The sequence below is a fragment of the Streptomyces sp. 840.1 genome, from assembly GCF_003751445.1.
In the GTDB taxonomy this organism is placed as follows: domain Bacteria; phylum Actinomycetota; class Actinomycetes; order Streptomycetales; family Streptomycetaceae; genus Streptomyces.
This window is the reverse complement of sequence record NZ_RJUU01000001.1, coordinates 1,183,457-1,196,864: the sequence shown is the minus strand read 5'-3', so window position 1 is coordinate 1,196,864 and position 13,408 is coordinate 1,183,457. Positions and strand designations below refer to the sequence as shown.

The window sequence follows — 13,408 nt, the reverse complement described above, 5'->3', positions numbered from 1 at the left end:
GTGTCCGATTCACTCGCCGGCCGACTGCCGGCGCCGCCCAGGGCGGCCGCCCCGGCATACGGGCAGCAGGGTTCCTCGGCCAACCTCGCCGACATCCTGGAAAGGGTGCTGGACAAGGGCATCGTCATCGCCGGTGACATCCAGATCAACCTGCTCGACATCGAGCTGCTCACCATCAAGCTCCGGCTGCTCGTCGCCTCCGTCGACAAGGCCAAGGAGATGGGCATCGACTGGTGGGAGCACGACCCCTCGCTGTCCTCCCGGGCCCGCCCCGCGCGGGAGACCGAGGCCCGGCCGGGGAGCGACAGCCTGGCCGAGGAGAACGAGCAGCTCCGCGCCGAACTGGCGCGGCTGCGGGAGGCCGCCGGGCTTCCCGAGGGTGCCACGGACGCCGGGGGCCGGGCTGTTCGGGCCGAGCAGAAGGAGGAACGATGAGCACCGGAGCGGACGCGCCCGTCGGCCTTCCGGCCCCGGACACCGAGGAGATGACGTACGTCTACGCCGTGGGCCGTGACGGCCCGGCCCTGCGCGCGCTCGTCTCCGGGCTGCCGGGTGTGGACGGCCGCCCCCTGCATCCGGTCGGCGAGGGTGGGCTGTGCGCGCTCGTTTCCCCCGTACCGGCGGGGACGTTCAGCGAGCAGGGCCTCGCCGCGCAGATGGAGGATCTGGAGCGGCTCGAAGCGGTCGCCCGCGCCCATCACGCCGTGGTGGAGGCCGCGTTCGCCGAGACTGCCGTCCTGCCCATGCGGCTGGCCACGGTCTATCTGGACGACACCCGGGTCGTCGACATGCTGGCCCGTCAACGCGAACAGTTCCAGGAGCTGTTGGGCCGGCTGGAGGGTCACGTCGAACTGGGGGTGAAGGTCTACGCCGATCCGTCGGCGGCCGTACCGGTGCCGGCCACCGTGACGTCCGTCGCGGCCGGGACGGGGCGTGACTACCTGCGGCAGCGCCGGGCCGACCAGCGCAACAGCCGGGACGCCTACCGGGCAGCGTCCGAGCTGGCCGCCCGTGCCGGACAGCTGGCGCAGAGCGTGGCCGCCGCGCGGGCGGTCCACCGTCCGCAGCAGGGACAACTCGCCTCGCACCCCGGGGTGAACGTGGCCAACGAGGCCTATCTGGTGCCCCTGACGCACACGGAGCAGCTGCGGCGCGAGCTCGCCGCCCTGGCCGACGGCACACCAGGTGTCTCGGTGGAGGTGACGGGGCCCTGGGCGCCCTACTCGTTCGCCACCGCTCCGGCCGCGCAGGGCGCGGACGGTGGTGGGGCACGGTGAGTACGGACATCGTCGGTGGCGTACTCGGTGACACCGAGGCCCGGGGCGGCCCGCCCATCGCACTGATCGACCTCCTGGACCGCCTGTTGAACGGCGGCGCCGTGCTCACAGGCGATCTCGTGCTGTCCATCGCCGATGTGGATCTCGTCCACATCAACCTTCGAGCGGTGATCCGGTCGATCACCGGTGAGGAGCCCGCACCGTGGTGAGCCCATGGCCCGGTTCCGCACCCGGCCGGAACGCCGGGGCGAGGAGGGAGACGCGATGACCGAGAGCGATCGAACGCAGCCGGCGCCGGCCGCGCCCGCCGCGACCGTCGAGGAAGTGGCGCTCGCCGCAGCCCGGACGTTCGGGCTGGCTCCCGCGCAACCGGACGACCGGGGTACCTCGGCCACCGCCCAGCGGTTGCGGACCGACCCGGACACCGTGGAGCGGGATCTCATCAAGCTGGTGCTCACCATCGTCGAACTGCTCCGCCAGCTCATGGAACGTACCGCGATCCACCGGGTCGAGAAGGAAGACCTGAGCGAGGAGCAGGAGGAGCGGATCGGTATGACGCTGATGATCCTTCACGAACGCATGACGGAGCTGTGTGACCGGTACGGCCTGACCATGGACGACCTCAATCTCGACCTGGGTCCGCTCGGCTCCCTGCTCCCGCACAACGGCTCCTGAGTCGGCATCACCCAGGTTTTCGAAGCAGCACCGAGGCAAGGAGGAGACCATGACTACTGAAAGCAAGGACACCAAGAACTCCACCCCGAGCAAGGGCAGGACCTCCGCCGCCAGTAAGGGCACCACCGCCAGTAAGAACACCACCGCCCGTAAGACCACCACCGCCCGTAAGGCTCCTGCGGCCCGGAAGACGGCCGAAGCCGGTGAGACCGTCGGCAAGCAGGCCGGCGCCGCAGCGGGGGGCGTCAAGGACTCGGCGTCGGACACTGTGCGCGCTGCCGCTGGGTCCACCGGGCGCGTCGGACGTGCCGCGGCTGCCGGCCTCCAGACCGGGCAGCAGGCGGTGACGGCCAACGTGGCCAAGGCGGCGAGCGTGGCCACCACCGCTTGGACCGTCATCAAGCACAGGAAGGCGGTCGCCGTCGGCGCGACCGCGGGGGTCGCCGGCGTCGCCGGAGCGGCCTTCGCCATCGGCCGGTCGACCGCCAGGCCGCCGACGGGCCCGTTGACCCGGCTGGCACGCGGCAGGATCTGACCGCGGAAGGGACCCCGGGCCTCCTGCGCCGGTTCCCACCGGGCGGCCGCCCGCGTTCGGTGTTCAGCAGCCAGGGTCGAGGACCGTGGTGAAGCCCCCGTCGGATCGCGTCGACGGGGGCTCTGCCGTGGGTGCGTGCACGGCCGCGGTGAGCAGGAGGCGCCCGCGCCGCGCGGGCTGATTCCGGGCGGGTCGGCGTCCCCTCCGTCATGATCGCCGTCAGGCGGTCCGGGGCTGGATCTTTCGCACTGGAGCACTGCCGGCACTTGCTCCCGGCACCGGCCGGAGCGCCGCCGGTCCCTCACCCCCGTCACGCAGGGGCCTCGCGAGGTGCCGGTATCGTTGCTGACGGTCGGCTCGTTCGTAGAGTCCCCCGTATCGGGGGGCGTGCTTCTTTCGTACGACCGTACAAACAACAGGGCCGCCGTGGTGCGGCCGCTTCGAACTGCTCCATACGCGAGAAAGGGCCCAGCCGTGGCCTCCCCGCTCTCCTCCGCCGCCCCGGCCCGACTGGTCGTGCTGGTCTCCGGCTCCGGTACGAACCTCCAAGCCCTGCTCGACGCGATCGGCGACGACCCCGGGGGGTACGGCGCACAGGTCGTGGCGGTCGGCGCGGACCGTGACGCGATCGCCGGTCTGGAGCGGGCCGAGCGGGCCGGAATCCCCACGTTCGTGTGCCGGGTCAAGGACCACACGACGCGTGCCGAGTGGGATGCCGCGCTCGCCGCCGCCACCGCCGCGCACCGCCCGGACCTCGTCGTGTCCGCAGGGTTCATGAAGATCGTCGGCAAGGAGTTCCTCGCCGGGTTCGGCGGCCGGATCATCAACACCCACCCCGCCCTGCTCCCCAGCTTTCCCGGTGCCCACGGAGTGCGTGACGCGCTCGCGTACGGCGTGAAGGTCACCGGGTGCACCGTCCACTTCGTCGACGACGGCGTCGACACCGGTCCGATCATCGCGCAGGGCGTGGTCGAGGTGACCGAAGAGGACACCCCGGAGGGCGAAGCGGCCCTCCATGAACGCATCAAGGAAGTCGAGCGCAAACTGCTCGTCGAGGCCGTGGGGCGGCTCGCCCGTGACGGCTATCGCATTGAGGGACGAAAGGTTCATCTCGATCATGTCGGTGAATAAGCCCATCCGCCGCGCCCTGGTCAGCGTCTACGACAAGACGGGGCTCGAAGACCTCGCCCGCGGTCTGCACGAGGCGGGTGTCGAGCTGGTCTCCACCGGTTCGACCGCCGGGAAGATCGCGGCCGCCGGAGTGCCCGTCACCAAGGTCGAGGAGCTGACCGGCTTCCCCGAGTGCCTCGACGGCCGCGTCAAGACGCTGCACCCGCGCGTCCACGCCGGCATCCTGGCCGACCTGCGCCTGGACGCCCACCGCGAGCAGCTCGCCGAGCTGGGCGTGGAGCCGTTCGACCTGGTGGTCGTCAACCTCTACCCGTTCAAGGCGACCGTCGCCTCCGGCGCCTCGGACGACGAGTGCGTGGAGCAGATCGACATCGGCGGCCCGTCGATGGTCCGTGCCGCCGCCAAGAACCACCCCTCGGTCGCCGTCGTCACCAGCCCCGAGCGCTACGCCGACGTGCTGGCCGCCGTCAAGGCGGGCGGCTTCGACCTGACCGCCCGCAAGCGGCTCGCCGCCGAGGCCTTCCAGCACACCGCCGCGTACGACGTGGCCGTCGCCTCCTGGTTCGCCGCCGACTACGCCGCGGCCGACGACTCGGGCTTCCCCGACTTCACAGGTGCGACCTACGAGCGCAAGAACGTCCTGCGCTACGGCGAGAACCCGCACCAGCCCGCCGCGCTCTACACCTCCGGCGAGGGGGGCCTCGCCGAGGCGGAGCAACTGCACGGCAAGGAGATGTCGTACAACAACTTCACGGACACCGACGCCGCGCGCCGGGCCGCGTACGACCACACCGAGCCGTGCGTCGCGATCATCAAGCACGCCAACCCGTGCGGCATCGCGATCGCCGACGACGTCGCGACGGCGCACCGCAACGCGCACGCCTGTGACCCGCTGTCGGCGTTCGGTGGCGTCATCGCCGTCAACCGCCCGGTGACCGTCGCCATGGCCGAGCAGGTCGCGGAGATCTTCACCGAGGTCATCGTCGCCCCGGCGTACGAGGACGGCGCCGTCGAGGTGCTCGCCCGCAAGAAGAACATCCGGGTGCTGCGCTGTCCCGACGCCCCGTCCGCCGAGGTCGAGGTCAAGCCGATCGACGGCGGCGCGCTGCTCCAGGTCACCGACCGCCTCCAGGCCGACGGCGACGACCCGGCCAACTGGACGCTGGCCACCGGCGAGGCGCTCTCCGCCGCCGAGCTCCGTGAGCTCGCCTTCGCGTGGAAGGCATGCCGCGCGGTCAAGTCCAACGCGATCCTGCTCGCCAAGGACGGCGCCTCGGTCGGCGTCGGCATGGGCCAGGTCAACCGCGTCGACTCCGCGAAGCTGGCCGTCGAGCGTGCGGGCGAGGAGCGGGCCCGGGGCGCGTACGCGGCCTCCGACGCCTTCTTCCCCTTCCCCGACGGGCTGGAGATCCTGACCGCCGCCGGCGTCAGGGCCGTGGCCCAGCCGGGCGGTTCGGTCCGTGACGAGCTGGTGGTCGAGGCCGCGAAGAAGGCGGGCGTGACGATGTACTTCACGGGGACCCGGCACTTCTTCCACTGAGCCGAACAGGCCGAAGGCCGTGCGCCCCGGAACGAGGGGAGCACGGCCTTCGGTCTGTTCGTGAGTGTGCCGCGTGCTGAGCGGCCAGTACCGAGCGCTCAGTACTGGGGCTGCTGCTGGCGGTTGAACCAGGCGCCGCCGTCGGACTTGGCGACGAAGACGATGATCAGCACGGAGAGAACCGTGTGGACCAGACCGACGAGGACGAAGGGGTAGAGCCCCAGCAGCGCGCTGATGGACGCGAAGACGATCGCGGTGATGCGGATTCCGTTGCCGCCCTTGCCGAACTTCACGGCCAGGAACACGGCGAGCGCGCCCCAGAGCAGGACGATCACCGCGACGCCCCACAGGGCGCCGGAGGAGTAGTCGGCGAACTGCTGGAAGTCGACGTCGTCCTTCAGCGTCTCGTCGTTCTTCGCGGCGCTGACGGCGACCGCGCTGATCGCGATGAGGATCATGCCGATCACCTGCAGGCCCGCGATCACGTAGAGCATGACGCGGGCGGCCTTCACACCGCCCGGCATCTCCGTCATGGCGCCGTAGCCGCCGTAACCGCCACCGAACTGCGGGTTGACCGGCGGGGCGCTGGGGTAGCCATAGCCCTGCTGCGGCACGTCCTGCGGGGTCTGCTGCGGATAGCCGTATCCCGGCTGCCCGCCCGGCTGCGGCTGGCCGTAGGGGTTGTTCGGGTCGCCGTTGCTCATGGCGAGATTCCTCCGTTGTGAAATATGCGGGGACGATGCGGTCCGGGCGGAGGAAAGCTGCGCATTAAGAACGGTCTGTCCCCCCGACACTGTCCGCGTTCTGCGCGGCTCATCGTCGTCGTGACATCGTCTTTTTGTCCAGTCGGTTGCCCTATGCGTTGTGCAAGTGCAATCAGCCGGTCATGCCCCGCACGCAGAATTGGTACGAGGGCGGGGTCATCCGCGAGTATGTGCACATGACTGCCCAGATTCTCGATGGCAAGGCCACCGCAGCCGCGATCAAGTCCGATCTCACCGTCCGCGTGGCGGCCCTCAAGGCACGGGGCATCACCCCCGGCCTGGGAACCCTCCTGGTGGGTGACGACCCGGGCAGCAAGTGGTACGTGGCCGGCAAGCACCGCGACTGCGCGCAGGTCGGCATCGCCTCCATCCAGCGCGAACTCCCCGACACCGCCACCCAGGACGAGATCGAGGACGTCGTACGGGAGCTCAACGCCGATCCCGAGTGCACGGGATACATCGTGCAGCTGCCGCTTCCCAAGGGGATCGACACCAACCGGGTCCTGGAGCTGATGGATCCGGCCAAGGACGCCGACGGTCTGCACCCGATGAACCTCGGCCGGCTCGTGCTCAACGAGAAGGGCCCGCTGCCCTGCACCCCGCAGGGTGTCGTGCAGCTGCTCCGCCACCACGGGGTGGAGATCAACGGCGCGCACGTCGTGGTCGTCGGACGCGGTGTCACCATCGGCCGGTCGATTCCGCTGCTGCTGACCCGTAAGTCGGAGAACGCCACGGTGACGCAGTGCCACACCGGTACGCGTGACCTCTCCGCCCAGCTGCGTCAGGCCGACATCATCGTCGCCGCCGCCGGTGTGCCGCACATCATCAAGCCCGAGGACGTGAAGCCGGGCGCGGCCGTGCTCGACGTCGGCGTCAGCCGGGACGAGAACGGCAAGATCGTCGGTGACGTCCACCCGGGCGTGGCCGAGGTCGCCGCGTGGATCTCCCCCAACCCGGGCGGCGTCGGCCCGATGACCCGCGCCCAGCTGCTCGTCAACGTGGTCGAGGCGGCCGAGCGCGACTCCGCCCCGGCCGCAGGCTGATCCGGACCGGAAGGAACTCCATGGGTGCTGGTACGAGTCCGGCCGACCGCGCCGCAGCGGACGGGCCGGCCGCCGAGCGGGCCGAGCCGGTCACGGGCGACGAGGCGGAAGCAGAAGCGGAACCCGCAGCGGACGTGGACGCGGAAGCGGAGGCGGACGTGAATGCGGACGCCGAAGCGGCAGCCGCAGCGGCACAGGACGGCGCCGGGGACCGGGCCGCTGACGGGACCGCCGGCGACGACGCGGACGGCCGCACCGGCAGCCACCTGGCACCCGCGCCCGCCGAGGGGCCCGCGACGGGCCGTTCGCGCGAGGCGGCGGCGCTCACCACGGACACCGCGCGCCCCGAGGGCGGCGGCCGGGCGGCGGGCCGGGACGCCCCGGCGCCCGCCCGTCAGTGGCCGTTGCTCGCGGTGCTCTCCACGGCCGCGATCGGCCTGCTGATCGTGGCCACCGACCCCTTCGACGAGGCCTTCCGGATCGGCACGATACTGATCGGTGTCGCCCTCATCGGGGGCGCGGTACTCCGCCTCGTGATCCCCTCGGTGGGCATGCTCGCGGTGCGTTCCCGCTTCACGGACCTGGTGACGTACGGACTGCTGGGCGTCCTCATCGTGATGCTCTCGCTGATGGCCCAGCCCAAGCCGTGGCTGGACATCCCGTTCCTGGAGAACGCGGTCCACTTCACGATCCGCTGAACCCTGCCGCTCACCGGTGCCCGTCCCCTCCCCCGAGAAGGGACGGACACCGGGGGCGGGGCCCGCCGGAGCGAAAAGCTCCGGAATGCGGCGAGTTGAGCGGCCTTGCCCCGTCCTGACTCCAGCTTTGTGGCTGGGAGAGGTCTGTTCAAGGCATGACTGTGGCCTGTGGCACGGAAGTGACCATTCCGCCACGGTGTGATCGTCAGGCAACGATGGCAGACTGGCCCGGCGGCCAGTCGACGGACGGCCGGTGGGCCGGCGAGGCAGGGGCGCGCGAGGGTGCGTGCCGGACGTACGAGTGCAACCGTGCGCCACCTCTCCTGGAACTGGCAGTCTGCGTTCGCGCATCTCCCTGGGTAGTCCGGAACGGAAGACCACCGGTTCCGGACTAGGGGGAGTGGCGTGCGATGCGCAGGGCGCGTCCAAGGCCGGCGGAAGCCGGGACGACGTGAAGCGGGAATGGGAAGTAGGGGGAAGTCATGCCTCGTTGGAAGGCACTGCCGGAGGATCTCGACCCACAGGTGAGGGAGTTCGCGGGCCAGCTGCGCAGGCTCGTCGACCGCAGCGGCCTGAGCATCGCGGCGCTGGCCGACCGCACGGGGTACAGCAAGACGTCGTGGGAGCGGTACCTGAACGGGCGGCTGCTCGCCCCCAGAGGCGCGATCGTCGCGCTGGCCGAGGTGACGGGCACCAACCAGTTCCATCTGAACACCATGTGGGAGCTGACGGAACGGGCCTGGAGCCGCGCCGAGATGCGCCACGACATGACGATGGAGGGCATGCGGATAATCCAGGCGCGTGCGGCGCTCGGTGAGACCGGGCAGCCCTCGCGCGGCCATGACAGGAGCCGTCCGTCCGGCGCCGTCGGCACGGCGGAGGGTGCGGCCGGTGCGAGCGGGGCGGGACCCTCGCCGTCCGTCCCGGTCCAGCGCGGGACCGTTCCCCCGATCCCTCAGCAGCCCCAGTCGCAGTCGCAGTCGCAGCCCCAACCTCAGCCCCAGCCCCAGTCGCAGAAGCCGCTGGCCTGGCCGGGCCAGGCGATGGGCGCGATGGGCGCGGAGCCGCTGCCCGGCTACCCGCCCGCACAGCAGTACAGCGGAGGCCAGGACGGCACAAGGCGCGGCAGCGCCGGGGGCCGCGACAGCGGCCGCCGTAAACAGCTCGTGATCGCCGTGGCCGCGCTCGGTGTCCTGCTGGCGGTGACCGGAGTCGTGCTGATGACCGGCCCCGGTGGCGACTCCGACGCCGACAGGGCAGCCGCACCCTCCCCGACGCCCACCTCCAGCGCGCCGCAACTGCCCGCCGGGGTCGGCTGCAACGGCTCCGACTGCGCCGGACAGGACCCCGAGGACATGGGCTGCGGCGGCAAGCACGTGCGTACGGTCTCCAGCGCCACCGTCGGCGCAAGCGTCGTCGAGGTGCGCTACAGCGAGACCTGCGGGGCCGCGTGGGCCCGGATCACCAAGGCGGCCACCGGCGACCTCGTGCGGATCAGCGCGGGCGGCGCCGGACAGGACGGCACGGTGTCCGGCGCCGCCGACACGTACACCCCGATGGTCGCCGTGAAGCAGGTCGCGGACGTCAAGGCGTGCGCCACCCTCGCCACCGGCACGAAGGGGTGCACGGCCGAAGCGGCCGGGTAGCCCGCTCCCGCGGCCGGGGCGGCGCGATGAGCGCGCAGTGACCGGTTGTGTGCGGTGCCACAGGGGGCCGGGCGGCCACGGGGTTCCGGGTCGGATAGCCTGATCGCTGGATATCTCTTCACATCAAGATTCAGGGATGTCCAGCACCAGGGGCCAGGAGCCCCCACCGCCAGCTGTCTAACGGAGATCGCCATGACCCGCACTCCCGTGAATGTCACCGTGACCGGCGCAGCCGGCCAGATCGGCTACGCGCTGCTCTTCCGCATCGCCTCCGGCCACCTGCTCGGCCCGGACGTGCCGGTCAACCTGCGTCTCCTGGAGATCCCGCAGGGGCTCAAGGCGGCCGAGGGCACCGCGATGGAGCTCGACGACTGCGCCTTCCCGCTGCTGCGCAACATCGAGATCACCGACGACGCCAACGTCGGCTTCGCCGGTGCCAACGTCGCCCTCCTCGTCGGCGCCCGCCCGCGCACCAAGGGCATGGAGCGCGGCGACCTGCTCTCCGCCAACGGCGGCATCTTCAAGCCGCAGGGCAAGGCGATCAACGACAACGCCGCGGACGACATCAAGGTCCTCGTCGTCGGCAACCCGGCCAACACCAACGCGCTCATCGCGCAGGCCGCCGCCCCGGACGTACCGGCCGAGCGCTTCACCGCGATGACCCGCCTCGACCACAACCGCGCGATCTCGCAGCTGGCCGCCAAGACCGGTGCCGCCGTCTCCGACATCAAGAAGCTGACGATCTGGGGCAACCACTCGGCCACCCAGTACCCGGACATCTTCCACGCGGAGATCGCCGGCAAGAACGCCGCCGAGCTCGTCAACGACGAGGCCTGGCTGGGCGACACCTTCATCCCGACCGTCGCCAAGCGCGGCGCCGCGATCATCGAGGCCCGTGGCGCGTCCTCGGCCGCCTCCGCCGCGAACGCCGCCATCGACCACGTGCACACCTGGGTCAACGGCACCGCCGCAGGCGACTGGACCTCCATGGGTATCCCGTCGGACGGCTCCTACGGCGTCCCCGAGGGCATCATCTCGTCGTTCCCGGTCACCACGGAGAACGGCACGTACAAGATCGTCCAGGGCCTGGACATCAACGAGTTCTCCCGTGCGCGCATCGACGCGTCGGTGAAGGAGCTCACCGAGGAGCGCGACGCGGTCCGCGAGCTCGGCCTCATCTGATCCACCGCCCGTTCGCGGGTACGCACTACGTCAGACGCCCCCGGCACCGTCGGGGGCGTCTGCGTGTTCCGCGTGGTGCGGGCGAGGCTCTCAGGCCCTGCGCAGCTCGTCCGCGAATCCGCGTACGGCGGCCATGGCCCGGCGCTGGAGGCCGGGGCCGAACGTGATCCGGGTGGCGCCCAGCTCCCCGAGCCGGCGCGGGCCGGGACCGTCCGGCCGGGAGAGCGCGTTGAGCGGCACGGTCACGGCGGCGGCCAGGCGGGGGAGCGCCTCGGGCGGCGCCATGATGGGGTAGACGCCGTCGGCGCCCGCCGCCGCGTACAGCAGCGCACGGCGCACGGTCTCGGCCTCCTGGCCGGTGCCGTCCGGGACGCCGGTGACGTACGTGTCCACCCGGGCGTTGACGAACAGCCCGTCCCCGGCGGCCGCCCGTACCGCCGCCAGCCGGTCCGCCTGCCACCGGGCATCCACCAGGACGCCGTCCACCGTGTCCTCCAGGTTGCAGCCGACGGCCCCGGCCGTGAGCAGCCGCTCCACCAGCTCCTCCGGCGCCAGCCCGTACCCGGCCTCGATGTCGGCCGACACGGGTACGGAGACGGCGCGGGCGATCCGCGCCACCGCCGCGAACATCTCGGCGGCGGGCGTGGCCCCGTCCTCGTACCCGAGCGACGCCGCGACGCCCGCGCTCGGAGAGGCCAGGGCCGCGAACCCGCTGTCCTCGAAGACGCGGGCGCTCGCGGCGTCCCAGGGGCCGGGCAGGACCAGGGGATCACCCGGGGTGCGGCCGTGGTGCAGAGCGCGGAGGGCGGACGCGGTCATCGCGGTGACTCCTGAGGGCAGGGGGAGGGGGAGGGGCGCGGTGGAGACCGCGGTCAGTGGTCGCCCGGGGTGTAGTGACCCGGGACCATCCGGGTGGACACGGCGAACCGGTTCCAGGCGTTGATCGTGACGATCGCGGCGATGAGGTGGGCGAGCTCCGCCTCGTCGAAGTGTTCGGCGGCCTTCGCGTACACCTCGTCCGGCACGAAACCGTCGGTCAGGACGGTGATGGCCTCGGTCAGCTCGATCGCCGCGATCTCCTTCGGCGTGTAGAAGTGCTGCGACTCCTCCCACGCGCTGAGCTGCACGATCCGCTGGAGGGACTCGCCCGCCGCGAGCGCGTCCTTGGTGTGCATGTCGAGGCAGAACGCGCAGTGGTTGAGCTGCGAGGAGCGGATCTTCACCAGCTCGGCCACGACCGGGTCGAGACCCTTGCGGGACGCGGCCTCCAGGCGGGCCATCGCCTTGTAGACGTCGGGGGCGTGCTCGGCCCACTGCATGCGGGGCGTGTGCTCGGTGGTGTACTCGGACGTTGCGTGGCTGTGCTCGTTCGTGGTCATGGATACGACGCTACGCGGGGGGTGGCGCAGCGGTATGGTCCATTTTCATGACAGATCCCTGGGCCACTTTCGGCGCCGACCTGCACATTGACCCGAACGGCGCAACCGGGCTGCGGACCGGGCTCATGGACGCCCTGCGCGAGGCGGCCCGGACGGGGCGCCTGGCACCCGGCACCCGGCTGCCGTCGTCCCGCTCCCTCGCGGCCGACCTGGGGATCGCCCGCAACACCGTCGCGGACGCCTACGCGGAGCTGGTCGCGGAGGGCTGGCTGACCGCCCGGCAGGGCTCCGGCACCCGGGTCGCGCAGCGCGCCGAGCCGCGCCGCGCGGCGGCCACGACGCCGCGCTCCCGGCCGCCCCGCACCCGCCCCGCCTACAGCCTGATGCCCGGCTCGCCCGACCTGTCGACGTTCCCGCGTGCCGAGTGGCTCAAGGCGGCCCGCCGCGCCCTCACCGAGGCGCCCAACGAAGCGTTCGGATACGGCGATCCCCGCGGTCGCGTCGAACTGCGCACCGTGCTCGCCGACTACCTGTCACGGGCCCGCGGCGTGTACGCGGACCCCGAACGCATCGTCATCTGCTCGGGCTTCGTCCACGGACTGAGGACGATGGGGAAGGTGCTGCGGCAGCGCCGCGTGCGGGAAGTGGCCGTCGAGTCGTACGGGCTCGACGTGCACACCCGCCTGCTCGCCGAGGCCGGGCTGCGCATCCCCTGCCTGCCGCTGGACGAACTCGGCTGCCGGACCGCGGAGCTGTCCGGGATGCCGGGTGCGGGCGCCCTGCTGATGACACCGGCGCACCAGTTCCCGACCGGGGTGCCGCTCCACCCCGACCGGCGGTCCGCAGCCGTCGACTGGGCCCGCAGTACCGGCGGCCTCATCCTGGAGGACGACTACGACGGCGAGTTCCGCTATGACCGGCAGCCGGTGGACCCCACGCCCCGGGAACCCGGCACGTCACCGGTCCGGTACTGGAAGGGGCAGGTCGGAGCGTTGCAGGGGCTCGACCCCGAGCGGGTCGTCTACCTGGGCACCGCCAGCAAGTCCCTTGCTCCGGGGCTGCGTCTGGGGTGGATGGTGCTGCCGGAATCACTGGTGGCGGAGGTGGCCGAAACGAAGGGGTACTCGGACTCCTGCGGGGCTCTCGACCAACTGACCCTCGCCGAGTTCATTCGTTCCGGCGCGTACGACCGGCACGTCCGTGCACGCCGGCTCGGCTACCGGCGGCGCCGTGACGAACTGGTGGCGGCCCTGGCCGAGCGGGCGCCGCGCATCGGGGTGACCGGTCTCGCCGCAGGCCTGCACGTGGTGCTCCGCCTGCCTCCGGGCGTCGACGAGCACGCGGTGATCCAGGCGGCCAACTGGCTGGGCCTCGCCGTTCAGGGCGTCGGCGCGTTCCGGCATCCCGACGCGCGGGCGGAGGGGTGGGCGGGGCTCGTGGTGGGGTACGGCACACCGACGGACTCGGCGTGGGCGGGGACTCTGGAAGCGTTGTTGCAGGCACTCTCGGCGGTGGTGGACGCCTGAGAGGGCGTCGGG

Annotated in this window: 15 protein-coding genes; 12 read left to right on the top strand and 3 right to left on the bottom strand. The window is 71.7% G+C overall.

Annotated elements, in window-relative coordinates; translation table 11 throughout:
- The 7 genes from EDD93_RS05390 to purH all read left to right on the top strand — a co-directional run bounded on the left by EDD93_RS05390 (position 1) and on the right by purH (position 5,158).
- Positions 1 to 435, top strand: coding sequence for a gas vesicle protein (locus EDD93_RS05390; protein WP_123524087.1), 435 nt, complete (start codon positions 1 to 3; stop codon positions 433 to 435).
- Entirely contained in the window at positions 432 to 1,277 is an 846-nt protein-coding gene (locus EDD93_RS05385; protein ID WP_123524086.1) for a GvpL/GvpF family gas vesicle protein, read from the top strand. Before EDD93_RS05390 ends, EDD93_RS05385 begins: the two co-directional genes overlap by 4 nt.
- Entirely contained in the window at positions 1,274 to 1,486 is a 213-nt protein-coding gene (locus EDD93_RS05380) for a gas vesicle protein (RefSeq protein WP_123524085.1), read from the top strand. Before EDD93_RS05385 ends, EDD93_RS05380 begins: the two co-directional genes overlap by 4 nt.
- Before the next feature lie 55 nt (positions 1,487 to 1,541).
- Positions 1,542 to 1,952 (top strand): gas vesicle protein K, encoded by a 411-nt coding sequence (locus EDD93_RS05375; protein WP_123527596.1) that lies wholly within the window; start codon positions 1,542 to 1,544, stop codon positions 1,950 to 1,952.
- A gap of 49 nt (positions 1,953 to 2,001) precedes the next feature.
- Entirely contained in the window at positions 2,002 to 2,487 is a 486-nt protein-coding gene (locus tag EDD93_RS05370; RefSeq protein WP_123524084.1) for a hypothetical protein, read from the top strand.
- A 474-nt stretch (positions 2,488 to 2,961) separates the two neighbouring features.
- Positions 2,962 to 3,618 (top strand): phosphoribosylglycinamide formyltransferase, encoded by a 657-nt coding sequence (gene purN / locus EDD93_RS05365; protein ID WP_123524083.1) that lies wholly within the window; start codon positions 2,962 to 2,964, stop codon positions 3,616 to 3,618.
- Complete coding sequence (purH, locus tag EDD93_RS05360; protein WP_123524082.1) at positions 3,605 to 5,158, top strand: bifunctional phosphoribosylaminoimidazolecarboxamide formyltransferase/IMP cyclohydrolase; 1,554 nt, start codon at positions 3,605 to 3,607, stop codon at positions 5,156 to 5,158. Before purN ends, purH begins: the two co-directional genes overlap by 14 nt.
- A 98-nt stretch (positions 5,159 to 5,256) precedes the next feature.
- Here the strand turns inward: purH and EDD93_RS05355 are convergent, their stop codons facing one another.
- Positions 5,257 to 5,862: a hypothetical protein gene (locus EDD93_RS05355; protein ID WP_123524081.1), complete on the bottom strand. Its 606-nt coding sequence runs from the start codon at positions 5,860 to 5,862 to the stop codon at positions 5,257 to 5,259.
- 236 nt (positions 5,863 to 6,098) lie between these two features.
- On the opposite strand from EDD93_RS05355, the gene EDD93_RS05350 reads away from it, so the two are divergent.
- The 4 genes from EDD93_RS05350 (at position 6,099) to EDD93_RS05335 (ending at position 10,491) form a co-directional block, all read left to right on the top strand.
- Positions 6,099 to 6,965 (top strand): bifunctional methylenetetrahydrofolate dehydrogenase/methenyltetrahydrofolate cyclohydrolase, encoded by an 867-nt coding sequence (locus tag EDD93_RS05350; RefSeq protein ID WP_123524080.1) that lies wholly within the window; start codon positions 6,099 to 6,101, stop codon positions 6,963 to 6,965.
- Between the two features lie 20 nt (positions 6,966 to 6,985).
- Positions 6,986 to 7,663, top strand: a complete 678-nt coding sequence (locus tag EDD93_RS05345; RefSeq protein ID WP_123524079.1) for a DUF3017 domain-containing protein — start codon at positions 6,986 to 6,988, stop codon at positions 7,661 to 7,663.
- A 482-nt stretch (positions 7,664 to 8,145) separates the two neighbouring features.
- Positions 8,146 to 9,309, top strand: a complete 1,164-nt coding sequence (locus EDD93_RS05340; protein ID WP_123524078.1) for an XRE family transcriptional regulator — start codon at positions 8,146 to 8,148, stop codon at positions 9,307 to 9,309.
- A gap of 192 nt (positions 9,310 to 9,501) precedes the next feature.
- The gene (locus EDD93_RS05335) at positions 9,502 to 10,491 is read left to right on the top strand and encodes a malate dehydrogenase (protein ID WP_024488992.1); all 990 of its coding nucleotides are present in this window, start codon (positions 9,502 to 9,504) and stop codon (positions 10,489 to 10,491) included.
- A 90-nt stretch (positions 10,492 to 10,581) separates the two neighbouring features.
- On the opposite strand, the gene EDD93_RS05330 is transcribed toward EDD93_RS05335, so the two are convergent.
- Both EDD93_RS05330 and EDD93_RS05325 read right to left on the bottom strand, forming a co-directional pair.
- A complete protein-coding gene (locus EDD93_RS05330) occupies positions 10,582 to 11,310 on the bottom strand; it encodes an isocitrate lyase/phosphoenolpyruvate mutase family protein (protein ID WP_123524077.1) in 729 nt (242 codons plus the stop codon).
- A 53-nt stretch (positions 11,311 to 11,363) separates the two neighbouring features.
- On the bottom strand, positions 11,364 to 11,870 hold the full coding sequence (locus EDD93_RS05325) for a carboxymuconolactone decarboxylase family protein (RefSeq protein ID WP_123524076.1): 507 nt from the start codon (positions 11,868 to 11,870) through the stop codon (positions 11,364 to 11,366).
- Between the two features lie 47 nt (positions 11,871 to 11,917).
- Between EDD93_RS05325 and EDD93_RS05320 the strand changes: the two genes are divergently transcribed.
- Entirely contained in the window at positions 11,918 to 13,396 is a 1,479-nt protein-coding gene (locus tag EDD93_RS05320; RefSeq protein WP_123524075.1) for a PLP-dependent aminotransferase family protein, read from the top strand.
- Positions 13,397 to 13,408 lie beyond the last annotated feature (12 nt).